Raw genomic sequence first — 25,720 nt, 5'->3', positions numbered from 1 at the left:
GGCCTTACGAGTGGGGCGAATATCCATGAAAGACTTATTAGGTCTTCTAAAATCACAGGGACAATCTGACGAGTTTGATGCGATCCGCATTGGCTTGGCGTCACCAGATATGATTCGTTCATGGTCTTACGGTGAAGTTAAGAAGCCAGAGACCATCAACTACCGTACGTTCAAACCAGAACGTGACGGTTTGTTCTGTGCAAAAATCTTTGGTCCTATTAAGGACTACGAGTGCTTGTGTGGTAAATACAAGCGTTTGAAACACCGCGGTGTTATCTGTGAGAAGTGTGGCGTTGAAGTGGCTCTGTCTAAAGTGCGTCGTGAACGCATGGGGCACATTGAGCTTGCATCGCCTGTTGCTCATATTTGGTTCTTGAAATCTCTACCGTCACGTATCGGTCTTATCATGGATATGACGTTGCGTGATATTGAGCGTGTTTTGTATTTTGAATCTTTCATCGTGATTGATCCAGGTATGACGACGCTTGAAAAAGGGCAGTTGCTGAATGATGAGCAATATTTTGAAGCGCTAGAGGAATTCGGTGACGAATTTGATGCCCGTATGGGTGCCGAAGCGGTTCAGATGTTGCTGCGCGATTTAGACATGCCGGAAGAAATTAATAGCATGCGTGAAGAGCTAAATAGCACGAATTCTGAAACTCGTATTAAGAAGCTTTCTAAGCGTCTTAAGCTAGTTGAGGCATTCTATCATTCTGGTAACAACCCAGAGTGGATGGTGCTAGATGTATTGCCAGTTCTTCCGCCAGACCTTCGTCCATTGGTGCCACTTGAAGGTGGTCGTTTTGCGACGTCTGATTTGAACGACCTTTATCGTCGTGTGATTAACCGTAACAATCGTCTAAAACGATTACTAGAGCTATCTGCTCCAGATATCATCGTGCGCAACGAAAAGCGTATGTTGCAAGAATCTGTTGATGCTTTGCTTGATAACGGTCGTCGTGGTCGCGCGATTACTGGTTCTAACAAGCGTCCTCTAAAATCTTTGGCTGATATGATCAAAGGTAAGCAAGGTCGATTCCGTCAGAACTTACTAGGTAAGCGTGTTGACTATTCTGGTCGTTCTGTAATCACAGTAGGTCCATCACTGCGTCTACATCAGTGTGGTCTACCTAAGAAAATGGCACTTGAGCTATTCAAGCCATTCATTTTTTCTAAGCTTGAACTTCGTGGCATGGCGACGACAATCAAAGCGGCGAAGAAAATGGTTGAGCGTGAAACGCCTGAAGTGTGGGATATCCTTGATGAGGTTATCCGTGAACATCCAGTGATGTTGAACCGTGCACCAACACTTCACCGTTTGGGTATCCAAGCGTTTGAGCCAATGCTGATCGAAGGTAAAGCGATTCAGTTGCACCCACTAGTGTGTGCGGCATATAACGCCGATTTTGATGGTGACCAAATGGCGGTTCACGTTCCGTTGACTATCGAAGCGCAGCTTGAAGCTCGTGCTTTGATGATGTCTACGAACAACATCCTATCACCTGCAAACGGTGAGCCGATCATCGTTCCTTCTCAGGACGTTGTATTGGGTCTGTACTACATGACTCGTGAGAAAATCAATGCCAAGGGTGAAGGCATGGCGTTTTCTGACATCAAAGAAGTACACCGTGCATATGGTGCGAAACAAGTTGAATTGCATGCAAAAGTAAAAGTGCGTATCAGCCAAGTTGATACAACACTTGAAGGCGACAAAGTACCGTCTACTTTCATCGCAGATACAACGGTTGGTCGTGCTTTGTTGTTTGATATTGTTCCTGATGGCCTACCGTTCTCCGTGGTTAACCAAACCATGAAGAAAAAGGCGATCTCTAACTTGATCAACGAGTGTTACCGTAAAGTGGGCTTGAAAGAGAGCTGTATCTTTGCAGACCAATTGATGTATACAGGTTTTGCTTACGCAACAGCGTCTGGCTCTTCTGTTGGTGTTGATGACTTTGTTATCCCACCAGAGAAGGTAGAGATCATTGCTAAAGCAGAGGCGGAAGTTAAAGAAATCGAATACCAATACGCTGATGGTCTTGTAACTCAAGGCGAGAAGTATAACAAAGTAATCGATTTATGGTCTCGTACTAATGAAACTGTAACCGAAGCCATGATGAAAAACTTGGCAAAAGAGATGACTGTCAATAAAGCAGGTGAAACGGTTGAGCAACAATCTTTCAACTCTGTATATATGATGGCCGACTCTGGTGCCCGTGGTAGTGTTGCGCAGATGCGTCAGCTAGGTGGTATGCGTGGTCTGATGGCGAAGCCAGACGGTTCCATCATTGAAACGCCAATCACTGCGAACTTCCGTGAAGGTCTATCAGTACTTCAGTACTTTACCTCTACACACGGTGCTCGTAAGGGTCTAGCCGATACAGCATTGAAAACAGCAAACTCTGGTTACTTGACTCGTCGTCTAGTAGACGTAGCGCAGGATTTGGTTATCACTGAAGTAGATTGTGGTTCTACAAACGGTATTTCCGTTGCGGCCATGATTGAAGGTGGTGACGTCGTTGTGCCGCTAGGTCATCGTGTATTGGGCCGTGTTGTTGCCCAAGACGTTATGGATACGAAAGGTGACTTGGTGTTGGCAGCTGGTACGCTGATTGATGAGCATGATGTTCGTACAATTGAAGCGGCTGGTGTAGATGAGATGCTCATTCGCTCTGTTATTACCTGTGATACGCGTCATGGCGTATGTGCTAAATGTTACGGGCGCGATTTGGCTCGTGGTCATCAGGTTAATATCGGTGAGGCGATTGGTGTTGTTGCTGCACAGTCTATCGGTGAACCAGGTACACAGTTAACGATGCGTACGTTCCACATTGGTGGTGCAGCATCTCGAGCATCTGCAGTAGATAGTGTTCAGGTGAAGAGTGCCGGTACAGTGCGCTTCAATAAAATGAAGAGTATCGAGCGCCACACAGGTCATCTAGTGGTTGCATCTCGTTCTTCTGAGTTGGCAATTGCCGATGAAGCGGGTCGTGAGAAAGAGCGTTATAAGCTTCCTTACGGTGCGGTATTGAGTGTGCGTGAAGGTGATCAAGTTACTGCGGGTCAAATTGTTGCTAACTGGGATCCGCATACACACCCAATTGTATCTGAGATGGAAGGTCGTCTTGAATTCAGTGGTATGGAAGAGAACGTTACTATTCGTCGTCAGTCTGACGAAATGACGGGCTTGACTACGATTGAAGTGATGGAAATGCGCGACCGTCCTGCGGCTGGTAAAGACATACGTCCGATGATTGCCGTTGTTGATGCAGAGGGTAATCCTGTATTGATTCCAGGTACTGAATCACCAGTACAGTACATGCTTCCTGAAAAAGCATTGTTGAGCCTAGATCATGGCGCGACAGTGAAATCAGGTGAGGTTCTTGCGCGTATTCCTCAAGAATCTATTGGTAACAAAGATATTACCGGTGGTTTGCCGCGAGTGGCAGATCTATTTGAGGCGCGTCGCCCGAAAGATCCAGCTGTTATGGCGGAAACGAGCGGTGTGGTTAGCTTCGGTAAAGAAACAAAAGGTAAGATTCGTTTGGTTATCACTCCTCAAAACGGTGATGATCCAGTCGAGACTTTGATTCCTAAATGGCGTCAAATCAACATCTTTGATGGTGAAGAAGTGGCTAAGGGTGAGATTATTGCCGACGGTCCTTTGAGTCCTCATGACATTTTGCGTCTTCAAGGTGTAGAAGCTTTAGCTGATTACATCACGAATGAAGTGCAGGAAGTTTACCGCTTACAAGGCGTAGTAATTAACGATAAGCACATTGAAGTTATTGTTAACCAAATGTTGCGTAAAGTAGAAGTTGGTGAGTCTGGCGATACAGATCTTATCCAAGGTGATCAGGTTGAGTTTACTCAACTTCTAGATGCCAACGAGAAAGCCGAAGCAGAAGGTAAATTCTCTGCTAAGTTTGAGCGTGTGCTACTAGGTATCACGAAAGCTTCTTTGGCTACAGAGTCCTTTATATCAGCAGCATCATTCCAAGAGACAACTCGAGTTCTTACGGAAGGTGCGGTAACTGGTAAAAAAGATCACTTGCGTGGCTTAAAAGAAAACGTTGTTGTAGGTCGCTTGATACCAGCTGGTACAGGTTTGGCATACCACAATGAACGTAAGCGTAAGAAAGAGCTTGCGTTAGCAGCAAAAGAAGGAAGTTCTTCAGTAAGTGCCTCAGATGTTGAAGAAGCATTGAGTGCAGCGCTGAAAGACTAGTTATTTGCTGTAAAATCGCGAGGGAGGTGATTTTTTAGTCGCCTCCCTATTGACTGTTTTATAGGCGCAAATTAAACTTGCGCCTCCTTAATTTTGGCGATTTCCGTCATAAGAATTGGATTTGTGGAGCTTGTCTAATGGCAACCGTTAACCAGTTGGTTCGTAAACCACGTAAACGTAAAGTGGCAAAGAGTGACGTTCCTGCGTTACAAGCTTGTCCGCAACGCCGCGGTGTCTGCACTCGCGTATATACTACTACACCTAAAAAGCCTAACTCGGCTTTGCGTAAAGTATGTCGTGTTCGCTTGACTAACGGCTTCGAAGTTACTTCCTACATCGGTGGTGAAGGTCACAACCTGCAAGAACACAGCGTAGTGCTGATTCGCGGCGGTCGTGTAAAAGACCTTCCAGGTGTTCGTTACCACACAGTACGTGGTAGCTTGGATACTTCAGGCGTACAAAATCGTAAGCAAGGCCGTTCTAAATACGGTACTAAACGTCCTAAGTAAGCTAACGTTACTTAATTCATCGTTTAGACATAATTTTTTAATACAGTAAGGCCGAGCGATAATTGCATTGTCTCGGACGAACCTGAAGAGGATATAGATATGCCTAGAAGACGCGTCGTCGCTAAGCGTGAGATCCTTCCGGATCCTAAACACGGAAGCCAGCTTCTCGCTAAATTCATTAACCATGTAATGGTTAGTGGCAAAAAATCTGTAGCAGAAAGCATCGTATATAATGCGCTAAACACTGTTGCAACGCGTGCTAAAACAGAAGAGCCAATGGCTATCTTTGAAAAAGCACTAGAATCAATCCAGCCAATGGTCGAGGTTAAGTCTCGTCGTGTTGGTGGTGCGACTTACCAAGTACCTGTTGAGGTTCGCCCAGCTCGTCGCGCAGCATTATCTATGCGTTGGTTGGTTGATGCATCTCGCAAACGTGGTGAAAAATCCATGGCTTTGCGTCTTGCTGGTGAAATTCTAGATGCTGCTGAAAATAAAGGTTCTGCTGTTAAGAAACGTGAAGACGTTCATCGCATGGCAGAAGCTAACAAAGCATTCTCTCACTACCGTTTCTAATCATCCGGAGAAGGATACACAGTGGCACGTAAAACCCCTATCAACCGCTACCGTAACATCGGTATTTGTGCGCATGTTGATGCAGGTAAAACGACGACGACTGAGCGCGTTCTTTTCTATACTGGTCTGTCTCATAAAATAGGAGAAGTGCACGATGGTGCTGCTACTATGGATTGGATGGAGCAAGAGCAAGAACGTGGTATTACCATAACTTCAGCGGCAACAACATGCTTCTGGAGTGGGATGAATAAACAGTTTGAAGAGCATCGTGTCAATATTATTGATACGCCTGGGCACGTAGATTTTACTATCGAAGTAGAGCGTTCTTTGCGTGTTCTGGATGGTGCTGTTGTTGTGCTTTGTGGTTCTTCGGGTGTGCAGCCTCAGACTGAGACTGTTTGGCGTCAAGCGAATAAATATGAAGTTCCTCGAATGGTGTTCGTCAATAAGATGGATCGTACGGGAGCTGATTTCTTTTCGGTTGTGCGTCAGTTGAAAACGCGTCTCGGTGCTAATGCTGTCCCGATTCAAATCAATGTCGGCGCTGAAGAAGATTTCAGAGGCGTAGTGGATTTGGTTTTGATGAAGGTCATAATGTGGAATGAAGAGGATCAGGGGATGACTTTCTCTTTGGAGGAAATTCCTGCTGATTTGCTTGATGAAGCGTTAGAATGGCGAGAGCTAATGGTTGAGGCTGCTGCTGAAGCAAATGAGGAGTTGATGGATAAATACCTTGAAGAAGGTGGGTTATCTGTTGAAGACATAAAGATCGGTCTGCGAGCTCGCACTTTGTCAAACGAAATTGTTTTGGTTACGTGTGGCTCTGCCTTTAAAAATAAAGGTGTGCAGGCGGTTCTGGATGCTGTTGTTGAATATTTACCTTCACCGCTTGAAGTTAAAGCGATAGAGGGTACGCTTGAAGATGGTGAGACGGTCGTTACTCGAATTGCAGATGATGATGCTAAGTTCTCTGCATTAGCGTTTAAGATAGCGACGGATCCATTTGTTGGTACACTGACATTTATTCGTGTGTATTCAGGTATGTTGCGTTCTGGTGATGCGGTTTATAATTCTGTTAAGCAGAAGCGTGAACGTGTTGGTCGAATGGTTCAGATGCACGCTAACAATCGCGAAGAGATTAAAGAAGTGTTGGCGGGAGATATTGCTGCCATCGTGGGTATGAAGTATGTAACCACGGGTGATACGCTTTGTGATATGAATGATGTCGTTGTGCTAGAGCGTATGGAGTTTCCAGAGCCTGTGATATCTGTTGCTGTCGAGCCTCGCTCTCAGGCAGATCAAGATAAAATGGGCGTTGCGCTGGGTAAATTGGCGCAAGAAGATCCTTCTTTTCGTGTGGAGACGCATGAAGAGACTGGTCAAACAATTATTTCCGGTATGGGTGAGCTGCACCTTGATATTCTTGTCGATCGTATGCGTCGCGAGTTTAAGGTGGAGGCGAACATTGGTAAGCCTCAGGTTTCCTATCGGGAGAAAATTCGCAAAGAAGTGGTGGTTAATCACAAATTTGTGCGTCAATCCGGTGGTCGTGGTCAATACGGTCACGTCGTAATGAAGTTAATCCCAACTGATAAAGATGGGCTTGAGTTTGTTAACGAGATTGTTGGTGGTGCTATTCCTAAAGAATACATCCCTGCGGTAGAAAAGGGCATTTCAGAGCAAATGAAGAATGGTGTGATCGGTGGTTTTCCTTTATTGGGGCTAAAGGTTGTGTTGTTCGATGGTTCTTACCATGATGTTGACTCTAATGAAATGGCCTTTAAAATTGCAGCTTCTCAGGGATTAAGAAAAGGAGCAGTTGATGCTGATCCTTGTGTTCTTGAACCTGTAATGAAAGTGGAAGTTGTGACTCCTGAGGAGTACATGGGTGACGTGATGGGAGACCTGAATCGTCGTCGTGGGCTTGTTCAGGGGATGGACGATTCCCCGTCAGGTAAAATTATTCGAGCAGAAGTTCCCCTTGGGGAAATGTTTGGGTATGCGACTGACGTGCGTAGCTTGTCGCAAGGGCGTGCAAGTTATGCGATGGAGTTTGAGAAATACGCTGAAGCACCGGCTAGTGTGGCAGACGCGATCATCAAAAATGAAGATTAATCATCATACTTACTAATTCTTAAGGTGTATGTATCATGGCAAAGAGTAAATTCGAACGTAATAAACCACACGTTAACGTTGGTACTATCGGTCACGTTGACCACGGTAAAACAACTCTAACGGCAGCATTGACTCGTGTATGTGCAGAAGTATTCGGCGGAACAGCTGTTGCTTTTGATGGTATCGATAATGCTCCAGAAGAGCGTGAGCGTGGTATCACTATCTCTACTTCTCACGTAGAGTATGATTCTCCAATTCGTCACTACGCACACGTAGACTGTCCTGGACACGCCGATTATGTTAAAAACATGATCACTGGTGCTGCTCAAATGGATGGCGCGATTCTAGTATGTGGTGCGACTGACGGCCCTATGCCTCAGACTCGTGAGCACATCCTTCTTTCTCGTCAAGTGGGTGTACCTTACATCGTAGTATTCCTTAACAAAGCAGATCTTCTAGCTGAAGATTGTGGCGGTGCAGATTCTGAAGAATATGCAGAGATGCTAGAGCTTGTTGAAATGGAGCTTCGCGATCTTCTTTCTGAATACGACTTCCCAGGTGATGATACTCCAATCATCCCTGGTTCAGCTCTAATGGCGTTGAACGGTGAAGATGATAACGAAATGGGTACAACAGCTGTTAAAACACTTGTTGAAACTCTAGATTCTTACATTCCTGAGCCAGAGCGTGCAATCGACGGTGCATTCATCATGCCTATCGAGGATGTGTTCTCTATTCAAGGCCGTGGTACAGTTGTTACAGGTCGTGTTGAGCGTGGTATCATCCGCATCCAAGAAGAAGTTGAAATTGTTGGTATCGTTGATACTACTAAGACAACTTGTACTGGTGTAGAAATGTTCCGTAAGCTTCTAGACGAAGGTCGTGCTGGTGAGAACTGTGGTATTCTTCTGCGTGGTACTAAGCGTGAAGATGTTCAGCGTGGTCAAGTGTTGGCTAAGCCTGGTTCAATCACACCTCACACTGAGTTTGAAGCAGAAGTGTATGTGTTGGGTAAAGATGAAGGTGGTCGTCACACTCCATTCTTCAAAGGCTACCGTCCTCAGTTCTACTTCCGTACAACTGACGTAACTGGTGCTTGTTCTCTTCCTGAAGGCGTAGAAATGGTTATGCCTGGTGACAACATTCAAATGACTGTTGAACTAATTCACCCAATCGCGATGGACGAAGGTCTACGTTTCGCGATCCGTGAAGGTGGTCGTACAGTTGGCGCTGGTGTTGTAGCTAAAATCCTTAAGTAATTAGATAGTAATATCTGCTTACTTTGATTTAGAAAAAGGCCACTCGCATATCGGGTGGCCTTTTTATTTTATGGTTTATTTTGTTTGTTCAGAAATTGGTTACTTGACAACCAGTTTTTGAATGGCTAATATTCGCCGTCCTTAAAAAAGGATTGTGGCCTAATAAATGTACAGTTAGGTCATTAAAACATTGTATTTGGAGTTGGAAATGCAAAGCCAAAAAATCCGTATTCGTCTGAAAGCATTTGATCATCGTCTGATCGATGCTTCAACACAAGAAATTGTGGACACAGCGAAACGTACAGGTGCGCAAGTGCGTGGACCGATTCCACTTCCTACTCGCAAAGAGCGTTATACAGTATTGATTTCTCCACACGTAAATAAAGATGCGCGTGATCAGTATGAAATCCGTACACATAAACGTGTTCTAGATATCGTTGAGCCAACTGAAAAAACAGTTGATGCTCTAATGAAGCTAGATCTTGCGGCAGGCGTGGAAGTACAAATTTCTTTGGGTTAATAGCTCAAAGTTTGGGGTGCGACAACCGGCTGGTTATCAGTCGGCTATATGCACATTAGTGGAATGATCTGGAATGATCAGCCGTAGCGGGTGATAGCCCCATACACAACTGGCAAATGAGGTAAAAAATGACTATTCAATTAGTCGGACGCAAAGCCGGAATGACACGTATCTTCACTGAAGATGGTGTATCCGTGCCAGTAACCGTCATCGAGGTTGAACCGAACCGCGTTACTCAGGTGAAAACAGCAGAAGCTGACGGCTACCAAGCTGTTCAAGTAACTGTAGGTTCTCGCCGTTCGAGCCGCGTTAACAAAGCTGCTGCGGGTCATTATGCAAAAGCGAATGTTGAAGCAGGTCGTGGTTTGTGGGAGTTCCGCCTGGCAGGTGACGAAAAAGAAATCAATGTTGGTGATGAGCTAACTGTTGCTGATTTCGAATCTATCCAAATGGTTGATGTAACTGGTCAATCAAAGGGTAAAGGGTTTCAAGGTGCCATCAAGCGTCATAATTTTAGTATGCAAGACGCTACGCATGGTAACTCGTTGTCTCACCGTGCACCTGGTTCTATCGGCCAATGTCAAACACCTGGTCGTGTTTGGAAAGGCAAGAAGATGGCTGGCCATATGGGTGCTGCACAAGTAACTACTCAATCACTAGAAGTGGTTCGTGTAGACACAGAACGTAACCTTATCCTTGTGAAAGGTGCCGTACCTGGTGCAGTAAATGGTGATGTTATTCTTCAATCAGCTGTTAAAGCTCGCTAAGAGGGGTAGACAATGAACTTGAATCTAACAGGCGCGGAAGGGACTGTAGAAGTTTCTGATGTAGCCTTTGCTCGTGAATACAACGAAGCGTTGGTTCACCAAGTAGTTACATCTTACTTGGCTGGCGCTCGTCAAGGCTCACGTGCACAGAAAACACGCTCTGAAGTAGCAGGTGGTGGACGCAAACCTTGGAAACAAAAAGGTTCTGGTCGTGCACGCGCAGGTACTATCCGTAGCCCTCTATGGCGCTCTGGTGGTGTTACTTTCGCTGCTAAGCCACAAGATCACTCTCAGAAAGTGAACAAGAAGATGTACCGTGCAGCAATGCGCACCATCTGGTCTGAGCTTGTACGTCAAGACCGTCTTGTTGTTGTAGAAGATCTTAAATTGGAAGCTCCAAAAACTAAGCTCTTCATAGCAAAAATGGCAGAATTGAATATTGAGAACGCTTTGATTGTTTCCGATCAATTGGATGACAATTTATTCTTAGCGGCTCGCAACATTCCTAACGTAGATGTACGTGATGCAGCGTCTATCGACCCTGTTAGCTTGATTGCTTACGACAAAGTGTTGGTGACAGTTGGTGCTCTGAAACAAGTTGAGGAGGCACTAGCATGATCGGCGAACGTATTTATAAAGTTCTGTTGGGTCCACACATTTCCGAAAAAGCAACGATCGTAGCCGAAGGTAATGGTCAGTATGTTTTTCGTGTAACTGGTGATGCAACGAAACCTGAAATCAAACAAGCTATCGAAGCGCTTTTTGAAGTCAAAGTTGAGTCTGTTCGCACGTTGAACCATAAAGGTAAAACTAAGCGTACAGTTCGTGGTCTAGGTAAACGTAAAGACGTGAAAAAAGCGTATGTACGTTTGGCTGAAGGCCAAGACATTGATTTCATGGTCGCTGAATAAGGGGAGATAGGTCAATGGCTGTTGTTAAAAGTAAGCCAACGTCTGCAGGCCGTCGTCACGTTGTTAAAGTTACCAACAACGATTTGCACAAAGGCGCACCATATGCACCTTTGCTAGACACAAAAAGCAAATCTGGTGGACGTAACAATAACGGACGCATCACTACGCGTCACGTAGGTGGTGGTCATAAGCAGCATTACCGTATGGTTGATTTCCGTCGTAATAAAGATGGAATTTCTGCGGTAGTTGAGCGTTTGGAGTATGATCCAAACCGTTCTGCAAATATTGCATTAATTAGATATGCTGATGGTGAGCGTCGTTACATTATCGCTTCTAAAGGTATGGTCGCTGGCAATATCGTTTTTAGTGGTGCAGATGCGCCTATCAAAGCTGGTAATACTTTGCCTCTGCAAAATATCCCAGTTGGTAGTACCGTACACTGTGTCGAGCTTAAGCCAGGTAAAGGTGCACAAGTTGCACGTTCCGCTGGTGCTTCTGCTCAGCTAGTTGCTCGTGAAGGTCGCTACGTTACCCTTCGCCTACGTTCAGGCGAAATGCGTAAAGTACTGACAGAATGTCGCGCTACTTTAGGTGAAGTATCAAACTCTGAGCATAGCTTGCGAGTTCTTGGTAAAGCTGGTGCTACGCGTTGGCGTGGTGTTCGTCCTACCGTTCGCGGTTCGGCGATGAACCCAGTTGATCACCCACATGGTGGTGGTGAAGGTCGTAGCAAAGGTGGTCGTCACCCAGTTACGCCATGGGGTGTGCCTACTAAAGGTTACAAAACGCGCAGCAACAAGCGTACTGACAAACTTATTGTACGTCGCCGTACTAAGTAATAAGAGGAAACGACTGTGCCACGTTCACTAAAAAAAGGTCCTTTTATCGACCTTCATTTGTTGAAAAAGGTAGAGGCTGCGGTAGAGAAAAAAGATCGTCGTCCAATTAAAACTTGGTCACGCCGTTCTACTATCTTCCCTGATTTTGTAGGGTTGACTATCGCTGTCCATAATGGTCGCCAGCATGTTCCAGTTCTAGTAACTGAAGATATGGTCGGTCATAAATTGGGTGAGTTCGCTCCGACCCGTACATATCGTGGTCATGTCGCGGACAAGAAAGCCAAACGGTAATAAGGGGTATTAACATGAGTGAAGTAAAAGCTTCATTGAAGGGTGCTCGCCTCTCAGCGCAGAAGGCCCGTTTGGTTGTAGATCAAATCCGCGGCAAATCTGTTAGCGAAGCACTGAACATTTTAACGTTCAGTCCTAAAAAGGCGGCAGTAATTGTCAAGAAAGTACTAGAGTCTGCTATAGCTAACGCTGAGCATAACGAAGGTGCTGATGTAGATGACTTGCGTGTGTCTACGGCTTACGTTGATGAGGCTATGACTCTGAAACGTATTATGCCACGTGCCAAAGGCCGTGCTGACCGTATTCTAAAACGCGGTTGCCATATTACAGTTAAAGTCGCTGACTAATTAGGAGAAACCCAATGGGTCAGAAGGTTCATCCAACTGGTATACGCCTAGGGATAGTTAAAGATCATACTTCTACTTGGTATGCTAATAATCAAAACTACTCTAAGCTGTTATTAAACGATCTTCAGGTTCGTGCGTTCCTGGAGAAAAAATTGGTCCAGGCTTCTGTTTCTCGTATTGAGATTCAGCGTCCTGCTCAGACAGCTCGCATTACAATTCACACTGCCCGTCCGGGTATCGTGATTGGTAAGAAGGGCGAAGATGTTGAGAAGCTACGTAATGCAGTTTCTGAAATGATGGGCGTACCTGTCCATATCAACATCGAAGAAATTCGTAAGCCTGAAATGGATGCTAAATTGGTTGCGCAAAATATTGCTAGCCAACTTGAGCGTCGTGTTATGTTCCGTCGTGCTATGAAGCGCGCAGTACAGAATGCTATGCGTGCAGGCGCGAAAGGTATCAAGGTTCAGGTAAGTGGTCGTTTGGGCGGTGCAGAAATTGCACGTGCTGAGTGGTACCGTGAAGGTCGTGTACCTCTACACACTCTACGCGCTGACATTGACTACGCTACTTATGAAGCAGCTACAACTTACGGCATCATTGGCGTAAAAGTGTGGATCTTCAAAGGCGAAATCTTGGGCGGTATTGAACAAGTGCGAGCTGATAAAGGCGCACAAAAGAAGAAGTCTAAGTAGGGGGTAAGTCATGTTACAACCGAAACGTACTAAGTTCCGCAAGATGCAAAAAGGCCGTAACCGCGGCTTGGCTCTTCGCGGAAACCAAGTTAGCTTTGGTGAATTCGGATTGAAGTCCACTGAACGTGGTCGTCTTACTGCTCGTCAAATTGAAGCGGCGCGTCGTGCAATGACTCGTCACATCAAGCGTGGTGGTAAAATCTGGATTCGTGTGTTCCCTGATAAGCCGATTACCCAGAAACCTCTTGAGGTTCGTCAGGGTAAAGGTAAGGGTAGCGTAGAATACTGGGTTGCACAGATTCAACCTGGAAAAATGCTTTATGAAGTTGAGGGTGTATCAGAACAGCTAGCTCGCGAAGCATTCGCGTTGGCTGCTGCTAAGCTTCCTCTGTCCACAACTTTCGTAACGCGTACGGTGATGTAGATGAAAGCAAAAGAACTGCAAGAAAAGTCTGTAGCTGAGCTACAAGCGACCTTGATTGAACTACTACGTGAGCAATTTACTCTGCGCATGCAGAAAGCCACTGGTCAGTTAGCGCAAACTCATTTGCTCTCGCAAGTTCGCCGCAATATCGCACGTGTTAAAACCGTGCTAAATGATAAGGCAGGTAACTAAGATGGCAGAAACAAAAGCGCGTACAGCTACTGGTAAAGTAGTTAGCGATAAGATGGATAAAACCATCACGGTACTAGTTGAGCGTACAGAGAAACATCCGCTATACGGTAAGTTCATTCGTCGTTCTACTAAATTACACGCTCACGATGAAAACAATGAGTGTCAGATCGGTGATACCGTTAAGGTCGTAGAAACACGTCCTTACTCTAAGTCTAAGACTTGGAATCTGGTTCAAGTTGTCGAAAAAGCAGCAGCTGTTTAAGCTGCTCTTTCCTTCGTGAGACTTGTTATCTAATTTGATTGGAGAGCAGTAATGATTCAAACAGAATCGATGCTTGATGTTGCAGATAACAGCGGCGCAAAGCGTGTTCAGTGTATTAAAGTACTGGGTGGCTCACATCGTCGTTATGCTGCTATCGGTGACATCATTAAGGTCACAGTGAAAGAAGCGATCCCACGTGGTCGTGTTAAAAAAGGGCAGGTTCTAAACGCAGTTGTTGTTAGAACTAAGAAAGGTGTTCGTCGTTCTGATGGCTCAGTAATCCGTTTTGATGTAAACTCAGCGGTTCTATTGAATGCTTCAGGACAGCCTATTGGTACTCGTATCTTTGGCCCTGTAACACGTGAATTGCGCACAGAGCAGTTCATGAAAATTGTTTCTCTTGCGCCTGAAGTGCTGTAAGAGAGAGAGGGGACATTATGCGCAAAATCAAACGTAACGACGAAATTATCGTGATTGCTGGGAAAGACAAAGGTAAGCGCGGTAAAGTTGTTAAGGTAGTAGACGAAAACCGAGTTCTAGTTTCTGGCATTAACACTGTTAAGAAGCACGAGAAACCAAACCCTATGAAGGGTTCAACTGGTGGTATCGTTGAACAAGAAGCACCTATCCAGGTTTCTAATGTAGCCATTTTTAACAATGCTACGGGTAAAGCGGATCGCGTCGGCTTTAAATTGAATGAAGATGGTACGAAAGTGCGTATCTTTAAATCAAATAGTGAAGCGATCGACGCCTAAGAGCGAGAATTATAGCCATGGCGAGACTTAAGCAAGTTTATAAAGATCAAGTGGTAGCAAAACTTACTGAAGAGTTTAGTTACCAAAACGTGATGGAAGTGCCGAAAATCACTAAAATCACATTAAATATGGGTGTTGGTGAAGCTATCGCAGACAAGAAACTTCTTGAGCATGCGGTAAATGATCTTGAAGCACTTAGCGGCCAAAAAGTTGTAGTGACTAAGGCTCGTAAATCAGTAGCAGGCTTTAAAATCCGTGACGGTTATCCGATCGGTTGTAAAGTAACTCTACGTGGTGAGCGTATGTGGGATTTCTTTGACCGTTTGGTTGATGTTGCTATCCCGCGTATCCGTGACTTCCGTGGACTTAATCCTAAGTCTTTCGACGGTCGTGGTAACTACAGCATGGGTGTTAAAGAGCAGATTATCTTCCCTGAAATCGACTACGATAAAGTTGATCGTGTACGTGGTATGGATATTACCATCACAACGACAGCTCGTACCGACGAAGAAGGTCGTGCTTTGCTAGCCGCCTTTAGTTTCCCTTTCAAGAAATAAGAGGTAGGAATCATGGCTAAAATATCAATGATTCAGCGCGAAGCAAAACGCACCAAATTAGTAGCTAAGTTCGCTGAAAAGCGTGCGGCTCTAAAGGCGATCATTAGTGACGTTAATGCATCGGACGATGAAAAGTGGGAAGCGACGCTTAAATTGCAAGCGCTTCCACGCGATTCATCTTCTTCACGCCAGCGTAACCGTTGCCAAATTACAGGTCGTCCGCACGGTGTATACCGTCGCTTCGGTCTGTCTCGTATCAAACTGCGTGAAGCAGCGATGCGTGGTGACGTGCCAGGCTTGAAGAAAGCTAGTTGGTAAGCAAGTAGAGCGCGATCATAATACATGGCAGTGAGTGGGGTGTCTAAATACTGGACATTCTGCTCGCTGCTGTGTACTATGCGCGAGCTCTATTTGCTGCACAATGGTTTTTTAAATTAGGAGCTCTTAAATGAGTATGCAAGATACCCTTGCGGATATGTTTACACGTATTCGTAATGCACAGATGGCGTCTAAGACATCTGTGAGTATGCCTTCATCTAAAATGAAGGCGTCGATTGCTGCTGTACTACGCGAAGAAGGTTACGTTGGTGACTTTTCCGTAGATGAAGCAGTAAAACCAACACTTACTATCGAGTTGAAATACTACGAAGGTAAGCCTGTTATCGAACAAATCAAACGCGCATCTCGCCCAAGTTTGCGTCAATACAAAGGCACTAGTGCTCTACCTAAAGTAGAAGCTGGCCTTGGTGTTGCTATCATCTCCACCTCTAAAGGTGTGATGACAGACCGTGCAGCTCGTGCTGCTGGTATCGGTGGCGAAGTAATCTGCACAGTATTCTAGGAGTTAGTATGTCTCGAGTTGCTAATAGTCCCGTGACGCTTCCTAGTGGTGTAGATTTGACCCTAAATGGCCAAAATGTTGTTGTTAAAGGCGGCAAAGGTTCATTAGAGTTTAATGTTCACACAAGCGTTCAAGTGTCTAAAGAAGAAAATGTTATTACCTTCGCTGCGCGCGATGGTGCAAAACAAAGCCGTGCCTTAGCTGGTACAACTCGTGCGTTGATTAACAACATGGTTGTTGGTGTTAGTCAGGGTTTCGAGAAAAGATTGCTTCTTCAAGGTGTTGGTTACCGTGCTGTGCTTAAAGGCAACGTACTTAACCTATCTCTGGGTTTTTCTCATCCAGTAGATTACGAACTACCTGAAGGCATAACAGCTGAATGCGCTTCTCAAACAGAAGTTGTGATCCGTGGCATTGATAAACAAGCCGTGGGACAAGTTGCTGCAGAAGTTCGCGGTTTCCGTCCACCAGAGCCATATAAAGGCAAGGGTGTTCGCTATTCTGACGAAGTGATTCGTCGTAAAGAAGCTAAGAAGAAGTAGGTAGGCATTCATGAACACTAAAAAACAATCTCGGATTCGTCGTGCACGTCGTGCTCGTTTGCATATTCGTGACTTAGGTGCGAATCGTCTAACTGTACATCGCACACCACGCCATATGTATGCTCAAGTGATTTCTCCTTGTGGTAGTAAAGTGCTAGCTAGTGCTTCTACTCTTGAAGAGGCTCTTCGTGGCACAGCGACAGGCAACAAAACGGCGGCTAAAGAAGTCGGCACTTTGATTGCTACACGCGCTAAAGAAGCAGGTGTCACTTCGGTCGCTTTCGACCGTTCTGGCTTCAAATACCATGGCCGCGTTCAGGTTCTTGCTGACGCTGCACGTGAAGCCGGTCTAGAGTTCTAAGGGGTAGCAAATGGCAGTTAATGATCAACAAACTAGCGACCTCCAAGAGAAGCTAGTTCAAGTAAACCGCGTTGCTAAAGTTGTAAAGGGTGGTCGTATCTTCTCTTTCACAGCTTTGACAGTCGTTGGTGATGGTAAAGGTAAAGTTGGCTTTGGTCGCGGTAAAGCGCGCGAAGTTCCACAGGCGATTCAAAAAGCAATGGAACAAGCTCGTCGCAACATGGTTTCTGTTAAGCTTGATGGCGATACTCTTCAGTATCCTGTTAAAGCGAACCACGGCGCGTCTAAAGTTTACATGCAGCCTGCGTCACAAGGTACTGGCATCATCGCCGGTGGTGCAATGCGTGCGGTTCTAGAGATCGCTGGCGTTCACAACGTATTGGCTAAATGTTACGGTTCTACAAACCCAGTAAACGTGGTTCGCGCTACGATCAAAGGTTTGCAGGATATGAAAGCACCTGAACAAATCGCAGCAAAACGCGGTAAGTCAGTCGATCAAATTTTGGGGTAATGTGTCATGGCGAATAATACCATCACAGTTCAACTAACCCGCAGCCCGATCGGTCGTCTTCCAAAGCACCGTGAAACTGTAAAAGGCTTGGGTTTGCGTAAAGTTGGCCAAACTCGTCAGTTGGAAGATACTCCTTCTGTACGTGGTATGGTTAATAAAGTTTATTATATGGTTAAAGTGGTAGGGGAATAACATGTTCTTAAATACACTTCGTCCTGGCGAAGGTAGCAAACATGCTCCTAAACGTGTTGGTCGCGGCATTGGTAGCGGCTTGGGCAAAACCGGCGGACGAGGCCATAAAGGTCTTAAATCTCGTTCTGGTGGCTCAGTAAAACCTGGTTTTGAAGGTGGTCAAATGCCTTTGCAGCGTCGTCTGCCAAAATTCGGTTTCACTTCACGTCAGGCAAAGTATGTTGCTGAGGTTCGTTTAAACGAGCTTGCTGCTGTAAATGCTGAAGTTGTAGATTTGGCTGCTTTGAAAGGCGCCGACATCCTAGGTCATCAAATTAAGACTGCACGTGTAATCTTGTCTGGTTCTATCGACAAAGCTGTTACTGTTCGTGGTCTTAAAGTGACTAAAGGTGCTCGTGCTGCTATCGAAGCTGCCGGCGGAAAAGTCGAGGAATAAATGGCAAAGCGTGGCTCACTACCTGCTGGCATGCAAAATGGATTAAGCGAGCTTTGGTCTCGCATCCGTTTTGTGTTTCTAGCAATTATTGTATATCGAATTGGTGCACACATTCCTGTTCCAGGTATTAATCCTGATAGGTTGTCTGCTTTATTTGATCAAAATGAAGGCACTATTCTGAGTTTATTTAACGTATTCTCAGGGGGCGCGCTTGAGCGCATGAGTATTTTTGCGCTTGGGATTTTGCCCTATATTTCTGCCTCTATTATTATGCAGTTATTGACGGTTGTGAGTCCTCAGCTAGAGCAACTTAAGAAAGAGGGTGAGGCGGGGCGTCGAAAGATAACTCAATACACTCGTTACGGTACTGTTTTGCTTGCTTTAGTTCAGTCTGCCAGTATGGCGGTTGGTCTAGCAAGCCAAGGGATTTCCTTTAGTAGTGGTATAGAGTTTTATGCTGTTGCTGTAGTGACCCTTGTTGCTGGTACTGTTTTCTTGATGTGGTTAGGCGAGCAGGTAACAGAAAAAGGTATTGGTAATGGTATTTCCATTCTTATCTTTGCTGGTATCGTTGCAGGCCTACCATCTGCTCTAGGCCGTTCATTTGAGTCGGCTCGTCAAGGCGATATTAATATTTTGGCTTTGTTGTTGATTGGTATTTTAGCTATTGCGACTATCGCGTTCGTGGTTTTCATTGAACGTGGTCAACGTCGGATTACGGTTAATTATGCTAAGCGTCAGCAAGGCAAAAAAGTGTTTGCCGCACAAAAGAGTCATTTGCCTCTTAAAGTGAATATGGCTGGTGTAATTCCACCTATCTTTGCTTCAAGTATCCTTCTGTTCCCAGCCTCGATCGGCCAATGGTTTGGTCAAGGTGAAGGCATGGAATGGTTGCAAAATATCTCTTTGGCTCTAGCTCCTGGGCAACCGCTCTATGTGTTGTTATTTGCGATAGCAATTGTTTTCTTTTGCTTCTTCTATACGGCACTAGTGTTCAACCCTAAAGATGTGGCAGATAACTTGAAAAAATCCGGTGCTTTTTTGCCGGGTATTCGTCCAGGCGATCATACAGCTCGATATATTGATGGTGTAATGACCCGTTTGACATTGTTTGGTGCTTTATACATCACTCTAGTGTCACTGATGCCTCAATTCTTTGTTGTTGCGTGGAATGTCCCATTCTACTTTGGCGGTACTTCTATGTTGATCGTAGTGGTAGTTGTCATGGACTTTATGTCGCAAGTTCAAAGTCATTTGATGAGTCAGCAATACGAGTCGTTAATGAAGAAATCTAATCTGACTGGTTATGGTCCAAATGGCCTAATGCGTTAAGCGTAGGTTGGAGTTGAACATGAAAGTACGTGCATCTGTAAAGAAAATCTGTCGTAACTGTAAAATCGTTCGTCGTAACGGTTCAGTTCGAGTGATTTGCATTGAGCCTCGTCACAAACAGCGTCAAGGTTAATCGCGAGTTCGCTCGATGATAGGTAAGGGTGGTTGATTTATGTCCTAAAGATAGGCATAATCAGCCGCCCTCATGAAAGTAAAATGATGAATTAACATTTAATCATCAATAACAACGGAGTAAAGTGAATGGCTCGTATAGCCGGTGTCAATATTCCTGACAATAAACATGCGGTCATTTCTCTGACTTACATCTTCGGAATTGGTCGCACTCGTTCGCGCGCTATTTGCGCCGCTACAGGTGTTGCAGAAACTGCGAAAATCGGTTCATTAAGTGATGATATCCTTGATGAACTTCGTGGCGAAGTTGGTAAGTATACTGTAGAGGGTGACTTGCGTCGTGAAGTCAGTATGTCTATCAAACGTTTGATGGACTTGGGTTGCAACCGCGGGATTCGTCATCGCCGCAGCCTACCAGTTCGTGGTCAACGTACCAAAACGAACGCTCGTACACGAAAAGGTCCTCGTAAACCTATTCGTAAGTAATTAGAACGCGTTTCGCTCTAGCCACTAAGTTTGCTAGAGCTGAGCATTAAATAGGAAAGTGCAATATGGCTAAGCCAGCTACGCGCAACACCAAGAAGAAAGTCAAAAAGACGGTCGTCGATGGTGTTGCTCATGTACATGCGTCATTTAATAACACGATCGTGACTATCACTGACCGCCAAGGCAATGCTTTGTCTTGGGCTACTGCCGGTGGTTCTGGTTTTCGTGGTTCTCGTAAAAGTACTCCTTTCGCAGCTCAAGTAGCAGCGGAACGTGCCGGTGCTGTCGCACAAGAGTTCGGCCTTAAAAACGTTGACGTAATGATTAAGGGCCCTGGTCCTGGTCGTGAGTCCGCAGTTCGTGCATTGAATGCATTGGGCTTGCGTATTAATAACATCACAGATGTGACGCCAATCCCGCACAACGGTTGCCGTCCACCTAAGAAACGTCGCGTTTAATTGAGGAGACAGATACATGGCTCGTTATATAGGTCCAACTTGTAAGTTGTCTCGTCGTGAAGGTACCGACTTGCAATTGAAGAGCGGTTCACGCGCTCTTGAGTCGAAATGTAAAGTAGAGACAGTTCCTGGTGTGCATGGCGCACGTCGCGGACGTCTTTCTGATTACGGCTTGCAGTTACGTGAGAAACAAAAAGTACGTCGTATGTATGGCGTTCTTGAAAAGCAATTTCGTAATTACTACAAATCTGCTGCCCGTCTAAAAGGCGCTACAGGTGAAAACCTTCTGCAACTTTTAGAATCACGTTTAGATAACGTTGTATACCGCGCAGGTTTTGGTTCTACACGTGCGGAAGCTCGTCAGTTAGTAGGCCATAAAGGCATTCTAGTAAATGGCGCAACGGTTAACATCCCGTCTTACCAAGTTAAAGCTGGTGACGTTGTGTCTATCCGTGAAAAAGCTAAGAAGCAATTGCGTGTACAAAGCGCACTAGAGCTATCTAAAGGTCGTGCACCGATCCATTGGATCGAAGTTGATTCAACTAAACTGGAAGCAACTTATAAAGCTGTTCCAGAGCGTGCCGATTTATCAGCTGAAATTAATGAGAACCTAATTGTCGAACTTTACTCTAAGTAAGTTGGTAATTAGGATTAAGAAATAGGTGGATCTATGCAGCGTTCAGTGAGCGAATTGTTAACCCCACGCAACATTGAAGTTCAGGAACTAGGCAATACTCGCGCTAAAGTTACACTGCAGCCACTAGAACGTGGTTTTGGTCATACTTTGGGTAACGCGCTACGCCGAATTCTTCTGTCTTCAATGCCAGGTTGTGCGATTGTTGAAGTTGAAATCGACGGTGTATTACATGAATACAGCGCAATCGAAGGGGTTAAAGAAGATGTAATTGAAATTCTTCTTAACCTGAAAGGAGTTGCGATCGCTCTACACGGGCAAGATGAGGCAACTCTTACTTTAAGTAAAAAAGGTCCTGGTATCGTAACAGCTGGTGATATCCAGTTGGTTGCTGATGCAGAGATCGCTAACCCAGATCATGTTATTGCGCACTTGGATGATACTGCAGAGTTAACTATGCAAATCAAAGTCGCTCGTGGTCGTGGTTATGAGCCTGCTGATGCTCGTGTTGCTGGCGACGATGAGACTCGTCCAATTGGTCGCTTGCAGCTGGATGCCTCATTCAGCCCTGTTCGTCGTGTGGCTTACAGTGTCGATAATGCTCGTGTAGAGCAACGTACAGATTTGGATAAGCTTGTTTTAGACATCGAATCCAATGGTACAATCGATCCTGAAGAAGCAATACGTCGCGCAGCGACTATTCTACAACAACAAATCGCTGTATTCGTCGCCCTTGAAAGCGAGAGTGAAGCGCCAGTTGTAGAAGAAGAGGATGAGATTGATCCAATTTTGCTACGCCCGGTTGATGATCTTGAATTGACCGTTCGCAGTGCTAACTGTTTAAAAGCAGAGAACATTTATTACATCGGTGATTTGATTCAACGTACTGAGGTTGAGCTTCTTAAGACGCCTAACCTAGGTAAGAAGTCGTTAACTGAAATCAAAGATGTTTTAGCACAGCGTGGTTTGTCTTTGGGAATGCGTCTAGAAAACTGGCCACCAGCTAGTTTAAAAGACGATAGCAAAGTTCTAGCTCGCTAGGTCATTGTTCCCTGACCACCGTAGTTTGGTAAGGAATGTAAAATGCGTCATCGTAAGAGTGGACGTCACTTAAACCGTACTAGCTCACATCGTAAAGCGATGTTTAAAAACATGGCTGCTTCTTTGTTCGAACACGAAGTTATTAAAACTACGTTGCCGAAAGCTAAAGAATTGCGTCGTGTTGCTGAGCCGTTAATCACATTGGCGAAAGTTGATTCTGTTGCGAATCGTCGCCTTGCCTTTGCTCGTACTCGTAGCAAAGATGCAGTAGGTAAATTGTTCTCTGAACTTGGTCCTCGTTACCAAGCTCGCCCTGGCGGTTATGTTCGCATTCTTAAATGTGGCTTCCGTACAGGTGACAACGCACCTATGGCTTATGTTGAATTGGTCGATCGTCCAGTGACAGAAGCTGCTGAGTAATATCAGTTTGTAATATAAAAGCCGAGCTATTAGCTCGGCTTTTTTTTGCTCAAAATAAACCGAAATTCAGAAACAAAAAAGCACCCTATGGAATGCAGTTCCATAGGGTGTTTTTTTATAATTAGCTTAACTAGTTGAGCATTGCCTTAAGAAAGCGCCCAGTATGTGATTTGTCTGCCATGCCAATTTCTTCTGGAGTGCCTTCTGCAATAACATATCCTCCGCCACTGCCGCCTTCTGGGCCTAAGTCGATAATCCAATCTGCTGTTTTAATCACGTCAAGGTTATGTTCGATAACAACGACTGTGTTGCCATGGTCTCTGAGACGATGGAGAACTTTAAGCAATTGTTCAATATCTGCAAAGTGAAGGCCAGTAGTCGGTTCATCCAAAATGTATAGTGTTGTACCTGTGTCACGTTTGGAAAGCTCTTTTGCCAATTTAACGCGCTGAGCTTCACCGCCTGAAAGCGTTGTGGCTGCTTGACCAAGGCGTATATAGCCTAAACCTACATCCATTAAGGTTTGAAGTTTTCTAGCAATAGAAGGCACTGGATCAAAGAATTCGCGAGCATCTTCAATGGTCATTTCTAAGCATTCATGAATGTTCTTACCCTTGTAGTGGATTTCTAGGGTTTCACGATTGTAACGTTTGCCTTTACAAGTATCGCATGGGACATAAATATCAGGGAGGAAGTGCATTTCAACCTTGATGACACCATCACCCTGACAGGCTTCACATCGGCCGCCCTTGACGTTAAAACTAAACCGTCCTGGTTTATAGCCACGTGAGCGTGATTCTTGTGTGGCTGAGAATAACTCCCTCATCGGAGTGAAGATGCCTGTGTATGTCGCAGGGTTTGATCTTGGGGTACGACCGATAGGACTTTGATCGATATCCACACACTTGTCGAATAAATCTAAACCTTCTATGCGATCGTGCGGTGCCGGCTTTAATGTCGTTGCGCCATTAAGTGCCGTCGCTGCAAGTGGGTATAACGTACCGTTAATAAGTGTTGATTTGCCTGAGCCTGAAACACCGGTAATGCATGTCATTACACCGACAGGAATAGTTAGGTCAACGTTGTTCAGATTGTTCCCTGTTGCACCAATAAGCTTGAGGTACTGCTTATCTTTAGCTTGATGACGTATAGCCGGAATTTCAATTTTGCGTTGACCGGTTAAAAACTGTCCTGTTACTGATTCAGGGCAATCCATAATGTCTTGTGGCGTTCCACTGGCAATAATTTGTCCACCGTGAACGCCAGCGCCTGGGCCTATATCGACAACAAAATCCGCTACGCGAATCGCATCTTCATCATGTTCAACCACAATGACTGTGTTGCCTAGGTCTCGTAAGCGAGTTAGGGTGGCAATTAAACGTTCATTGTCACGCTGATGTAAGCCAATTGACGGTTCATCAAGAATGTACATGACTCCCACTAGCCCTGCGCCTATCTGACTGGCTAATCGTATTCGCTGTGCTTCGCCTCCTGAAAGAGAATCTGCTTTTCTGTCTAGTGTTAGATAGTCTAGACCGACATTGACTAAAAAGGTCAAGCGGTCGCGAATTTCTTTTAGTATCTTTGAAGCGATTTCCCCGCGTGCGCCAGGAAGCTCAAGGGTTTCAAAATACTTTAAGCATTCAGCGATCGGATAGGTCACTACTTCCGGTAAAGTTTGTTCTGCAATATAGACGTTACGGGCGGATCTGTTTAGTCGTGAGCCATGGCACTCAGGGCAAGGCTGAACACTGATGTATTGTGAGAGGTCATCACGCACACTATCGGATTCTGTTTCATGGTAGCGACGCTGTAGGTTAGGAATAACACCTTCAAACGCATGTGATCGTGTCATCTTGTCGCCACGTTCGTTTATATAGATGAAATCTATTTTATCTTTGCCTGAGCCTTGCAGAATTCGCTTTTTGAAATCACTAGGAATGTCTTTGTATTTTGCTTCAATGTCAAAGTCATAGTGTTTTGCTAGGGCGCTAAGTTGTTGATAGTAAAAAATACTACGTCTACCCCAGCCGCGTATTGCACCTTCGGCAAGAGTGAGTGTTTCATCTTGAATAATTCTATCTGGATCAAACATTTGATGAGTGCCTAAGCCATCGCAGGTTTGGCAGGCACCATTTGGATTGTTAAAAGAAAATAGACGAGGCTCTAGCTCGGTTAAGCTGTATCCACAAACAGGGCAGGCGAATTTACTAGAAAAAATATACTCTTCTTTTTCGTCATCCATGTTGATGACTTTGGCGATGCCATCGGACAAGCCGAGACAAGTTTCAAATGACTCAGCCAAGCGAAGCTGAAGGTCAGAGCGTACCTTGAAGCGGTCAATGACAACTTCAATAGTGTGTTTCTTATTTTTTTCTAATACTGGTGCATCGTCCAAATCTACAACAATGCCATCGATGCGTGCACGAATGAAACCTTTAGACAGTAGGTCGCTAATGGTATGTAAGTGCTCACCTTTTCGATCCTTGATAATGGGCGCAAGCAACATCATCTTGGATTCTTCAGGCAGCGATATAACTTTATCAACCATTTGTGATATGGTTTGCGCCTCTAGTGGTTCGCCATGATCGGGGCAGCGAGGCTGACCTGCTCGGGCAAATAACAATCGTAGATAATCGTAGATTTCTGTTATGGTACCCACTGTTGATCGTGGGTTGTGAGATGTGGATTTTTGCTCGATGGAGATTGCAGGTGAAAGACCTTCAATGTGGTCTATATCTGGTTTTTCCATCATGGACAAAAACTGTCTAGCGTATGTTGAGAGTGATTCTACATAGCGACGTTGTCCTTCAGCGTATAGAGTATCGAACGCGAGAGAGGATTTACCTGAGCCGGATAGGCCAGTAATCACCACAAGTTTGTCTCTTGGGATGTCTAGGTCCACATTTTTTAAATTGTGAGTGCGGGCCCCGCGTATGGTAATGGTATCCATGTGTCTCCAATGTGAAGTCGATCAACAGAAGAAATCTGCCAGTAAATTAAATAACTGTCTATTTTTACAGTAGTTGAAATGGAGCTTCAACGGTATTTTTTGTAAAATTGACATCTTTTTTCCTAACCTTCAAAGTT

34 protein-coding genes are annotated in these 25,720 nt (G+C 45.0%); 33 read left to right on the top strand and 1 reads right to left on the bottom strand.

Annotation, left to right across the window (positions count from 1 at the left end; translation table 11 throughout):
• Window positions 1-25: 25 nt before the first annotated feature.
• From rpoC to rplQ, 33 genes are all read left to right on the top strand, one after another.
• Window positions 26-4,228, top strand: a complete 4,203-nt coding sequence (gene rpoC, locus JSY38_RS08325) for a DNA-directed RNA polymerase subunit beta' (RefSeq protein WP_205116409.1) — start codon at window positions 26-28, stop codon at window positions 4,226-4,228.
• 137 nt (window positions 4,229-4,365) lie between these two features.
• On the top strand, window positions 4,366-4,737 hold the full coding sequence (rpsL, locus tag JSY38_RS08320) for a 30S ribosomal protein S12 (RefSeq protein ID WP_013659444.1): 372 nt from the start codon (window positions 4,366-4,368) through the stop codon (window positions 4,735-4,737).
• A 99-nt stretch (window positions 4,738-4,836) separates the two neighbouring features.
• Complete coding sequence (rpsG, locus tag JSY38_RS08315; RefSeq protein ID WP_111608625.1) at window positions 4,837-5,310, top strand: 30S ribosomal protein S7; 474 nt, start codon at window positions 4,837-4,839, stop codon at window positions 5,308-5,310.
• Window positions 5,311-5,331: 21 nt separating this feature from the next.
• Complete coding sequence (fusA, locus tag JSY38_RS08310) at window positions 5,332-7,425, top strand: elongation factor G (RefSeq protein WP_205116407.1); 2,094 nt, start codon at window positions 5,332-5,334, stop codon at window positions 7,423-7,425.
• Window positions 7,426-7,460: 35 nt separating this feature from the next.
• Window positions 7,461-8,684: an elongation factor Tu gene (gene tuf, locus JSY38_RS08305; protein ID WP_114412704.1), complete on the top strand. Its 1,224-nt coding sequence runs from the start codon at window positions 7,461-7,463 to the stop codon at window positions 8,682-8,684.
• A 208-nt stretch (window positions 8,685-8,892) separates the two neighbouring features.
• Window positions 8,893-9,204 carry a 30S ribosomal protein S10 gene (rpsJ, locus tag JSY38_RS08300; protein ID WP_012071937.1) on the top strand — a complete coding sequence of 104 codons (312 nt, stop codon included), beginning with the start codon at window positions 8,893-8,895 and terminating at the stop codon, window positions 9,202-9,204.
• A 128-nt stretch (window positions 9,205-9,332) separates the two neighbouring features.
• Window positions 9,333-9,971, top strand: a complete 639-nt coding sequence (gene rplC, locus JSY38_RS08295; protein WP_205116405.1) for a 50S ribosomal protein L3 — start codon at window positions 9,333-9,335, stop codon at window positions 9,969-9,971.
• A 12-nt stretch (window positions 9,972-9,983) separates the two neighbouring features.
• The gene (gene rplD / locus JSY38_RS08290; RefSeq protein WP_113918284.1) at window positions 9,984-10,589 is read left to right on the top strand and encodes a 50S ribosomal protein L4; all 606 of its coding nucleotides are present in this window, start codon (window positions 9,984-9,986) and stop codon (window positions 10,587-10,589) included.
• Complete coding sequence (gene rplW / locus JSY38_RS08285; RefSeq protein WP_012071934.1) at window positions 10,586-10,882, top strand: 50S ribosomal protein L23; 297 nt, start codon at window positions 10,586-10,588, stop codon at window positions 10,880-10,882. The genes rplD and rplW overlap by 4 nt, the downstream gene beginning before the upstream one ends.
• Window positions 10,883-10,896: 14 nt before the next feature.
• Window positions 10,897-11,721, top strand: coding sequence for a 50S ribosomal protein L2 (gene rplB, locus JSY38_RS08280; RefSeq protein ID WP_114412702.1), 825 nt, complete (start codon window positions 10,897-10,899; stop codon window positions 11,719-11,721).
• 15 nt (window positions 11,722-11,736) lie between these two features.
• On the top strand, window positions 11,737-12,012 hold the full coding sequence (rpsS, locus tag JSY38_RS08275) for a 30S ribosomal protein S19 (RefSeq protein WP_114412701.1): 276 nt from the start codon (window positions 11,737-11,739) through the stop codon (window positions 12,010-12,012).
• A 14-nt stretch (window positions 12,013-12,026) separates the two neighbouring features.
• Window positions 12,027-12,359 (top strand): 50S ribosomal protein L22, encoded by a 333-nt coding sequence (gene rplV, locus JSY38_RS08270; protein ID WP_012071931.1) that lies wholly within the window; start codon window positions 12,027-12,029, stop codon window positions 12,357-12,359.
• 14 nt (window positions 12,360-12,373) lie between these two features.
• The gene (gene rpsC / locus JSY38_RS08265; RefSeq protein ID WP_012071930.1) at window positions 12,374-13,054 is read left to right on the top strand and encodes a 30S ribosomal protein S3; all 681 of its coding nucleotides are present in this window, start codon (window positions 12,374-12,376) and stop codon (window positions 13,052-13,054) included.
• A 10-nt stretch (window positions 13,055-13,064) separates the two neighbouring features.
• Window positions 13,065-13,478: a 50S ribosomal protein L16 gene (gene rplP / locus JSY38_RS08260; protein WP_110577369.1), complete on the top strand. Its 414-nt coding sequence runs from the start codon at window positions 13,065-13,067 to the stop codon at window positions 13,476-13,478.
• On the top strand, window positions 13,479-13,670 hold the full coding sequence (gene rpmC, locus JSY38_RS08255; RefSeq protein WP_110577370.1) for a 50S ribosomal protein L29: 192 nt from the start codon (window positions 13,479-13,481) through the stop codon (window positions 13,668-13,670).
• A gap of 1 nt (window position 13,671) precedes the next feature.
• On the top strand, window positions 13,672-13,932 hold the full coding sequence (gene rpsQ / locus JSY38_RS08250; RefSeq protein WP_110577371.1) for a 30S ribosomal protein S17: 261 nt from the start codon (window positions 13,672-13,674) through the stop codon (window positions 13,930-13,932).
• Between the two features lie 51 nt (window positions 13,933-13,983).
• Window positions 13,984-14,352, top strand: a complete 369-nt coding sequence (gene rplN / locus JSY38_RS08245; RefSeq protein ID WP_067020125.1) for a 50S ribosomal protein L14 — start codon at window positions 13,984-13,986, stop codon at window positions 14,350-14,352.
• 17 nt (window positions 14,353-14,369) lie between these two features.
• Window positions 14,370-14,687, top strand: a complete 318-nt coding sequence (gene rplX, locus JSY38_RS08240; RefSeq protein ID WP_036163130.1) for a 50S ribosomal protein L24 — start codon at window positions 14,370-14,372, stop codon at window positions 14,685-14,687.
• Window positions 14,688-14,704: 17 nt separating this feature from the next.
• Window positions 14,705-15,244, top strand: coding sequence for a 50S ribosomal protein L5 (gene rplE, locus JSY38_RS08235; RefSeq protein WP_114412700.1), 540 nt, complete (start codon window positions 14,705-14,707; stop codon window positions 15,242-15,244).
• A gap of 12 nt (window positions 15,245-15,256) precedes the next feature.
• Window positions 15,257-15,562, top strand: a complete 306-nt coding sequence (gene rpsN, locus JSY38_RS08230; RefSeq protein WP_110577373.1) for a 30S ribosomal protein S14 — start codon at window positions 15,257-15,259, stop codon at window positions 15,560-15,562.
• 130 nt (window positions 15,563-15,692) lie between these two features.
• Window positions 15,693-16,085, top strand: coding sequence for a 30S ribosomal protein S8 (rpsH, locus tag JSY38_RS08225; protein ID WP_110577374.1), 393 nt, complete (start codon window positions 15,693-15,695; stop codon window positions 16,083-16,085).
• 8 nt (window positions 16,086-16,093) lie between these two features.
• Window positions 16,094-16,627 (top strand): 50S ribosomal protein L6, encoded by a 534-nt coding sequence (gene rplF / locus JSY38_RS08220; RefSeq protein WP_114412699.1) that lies wholly within the window; start codon window positions 16,094-16,096, stop codon window positions 16,625-16,627.
• Between the two features lie 10 nt (window positions 16,628-16,637).
• Entirely contained in the window at window positions 16,638-16,988 is a 351-nt protein-coding gene (rplR, locus tag JSY38_RS08215; protein ID WP_114412698.1) for a 50S ribosomal protein L18, read from the top strand.
• A gap of 10 nt (window positions 16,989-16,998) precedes the next feature.
• A complete protein-coding gene (rpsE, locus tag JSY38_RS08210; protein WP_113918292.1) occupies window positions 16,999-17,499 on the top strand; it encodes a 30S ribosomal protein S5 in 501 nt (166 codons plus the stop codon).
• A gap of 6 nt (window positions 17,500-17,505) precedes the next feature.
• Window positions 17,506-17,691, top strand: a complete 186-nt coding sequence (gene rpmD, locus JSY38_RS08205) for a 50S ribosomal protein L30 (protein WP_111608639.1) — start codon at window positions 17,506-17,508, stop codon at window positions 17,689-17,691.
• Window position 17,692: 1 nt separating this feature from the next.
• The gene (rplO, locus tag JSY38_RS08200; protein WP_111608640.1) at window positions 17,693-18,127 is read left to right on the top strand and encodes a 50S ribosomal protein L15; all 435 of its coding nucleotides are present in this window, start codon (window positions 17,693-17,695) and stop codon (window positions 18,125-18,127) included.
• Window positions 18,128-19,459, top strand: coding sequence for a preprotein translocase subunit SecY (gene secY / locus JSY38_RS08195; RefSeq protein WP_114412697.1), 1,332 nt, complete (start codon window positions 18,128-18,130; stop codon window positions 19,457-19,459).
• Between the two features lie 19 nt (window positions 19,460-19,478).
• The gene (gene rpmJ, locus JSY38_RS08190) at window positions 19,479-19,592 is read left to right on the top strand and encodes a 50S ribosomal protein L36 (RefSeq protein WP_110577380.1); all 114 of its coding nucleotides are present in this window, start codon (window positions 19,479-19,481) and stop codon (window positions 19,590-19,592) included.
• A gap of 128 nt (window positions 19,593-19,720) precedes the next feature.
• Entirely contained in the window at window positions 19,721-20,077 is a 357-nt protein-coding gene (rpsM, locus tag JSY38_RS08185) for a 30S ribosomal protein S13 (RefSeq protein ID WP_114412696.1), read from the top strand.
• A gap of 65 nt (window positions 20,078-20,142) precedes the next feature.
• Window positions 20,143-20,535 (top strand): 30S ribosomal protein S11, encoded by a 393-nt coding sequence (rpsK, locus tag JSY38_RS08180; RefSeq protein ID WP_009836290.1) that lies wholly within the window; start codon window positions 20,143-20,145, stop codon window positions 20,533-20,535.
• 16 nt (window positions 20,536-20,551) lie between these two features.
• Window positions 20,552-21,172, top strand: coding sequence for a 30S ribosomal protein S4 (gene rpsD / locus JSY38_RS08175; RefSeq protein WP_114412695.1), 621 nt, complete (start codon window positions 20,552-20,554; stop codon window positions 21,170-21,172).
• 33 nt (window positions 21,173-21,205) lie between these two features.
• Window positions 21,206-22,210: a DNA-directed RNA polymerase subunit alpha gene (locus JSY38_RS08170; RefSeq protein ID WP_114412694.1), complete on the top strand. Its 1,005-nt coding sequence runs from the start codon at window positions 21,206-21,208 to the stop codon at window positions 22,208-22,210.
• Window positions 22,211-22,252: 42 nt separating this feature from the next.
• A complete protein-coding gene (rplQ, locus tag JSY38_RS08165) occupies window positions 22,253-22,630 on the top strand; it encodes a 50S ribosomal protein L17 (RefSeq protein WP_113918294.1) in 378 nt (125 codons plus the stop codon).
• Window positions 22,631-22,760: 130 nt separating this feature from the next.
• Here the strand turns inward: rplQ and uvrA are convergent, their stop codons facing one another.
• Window positions 22,761-25,583, bottom strand: a complete 2,823-nt coding sequence (uvrA, locus tag JSY38_RS08160; protein ID WP_114412693.1) for an excinuclease ABC subunit UvrA — start codon at window positions 25,581-25,583, stop codon at window positions 22,761-22,763.
• Window positions 25,584-25,720: the final 137 nt, after the last annotated feature.

Origin of the sequence: Marinomonas foliarum (assembly GCF_016906065.1) — a bacterium.
Classification (GTDB): domain Bacteria; phylum Pseudomonadota; class Gammaproteobacteria; order Pseudomonadales; family Marinomonadaceae; genus Marinomonas; species Marinomonas foliarum.
This window is presented reverse-complemented; position numbering and strand designations above follow the sequence as displayed.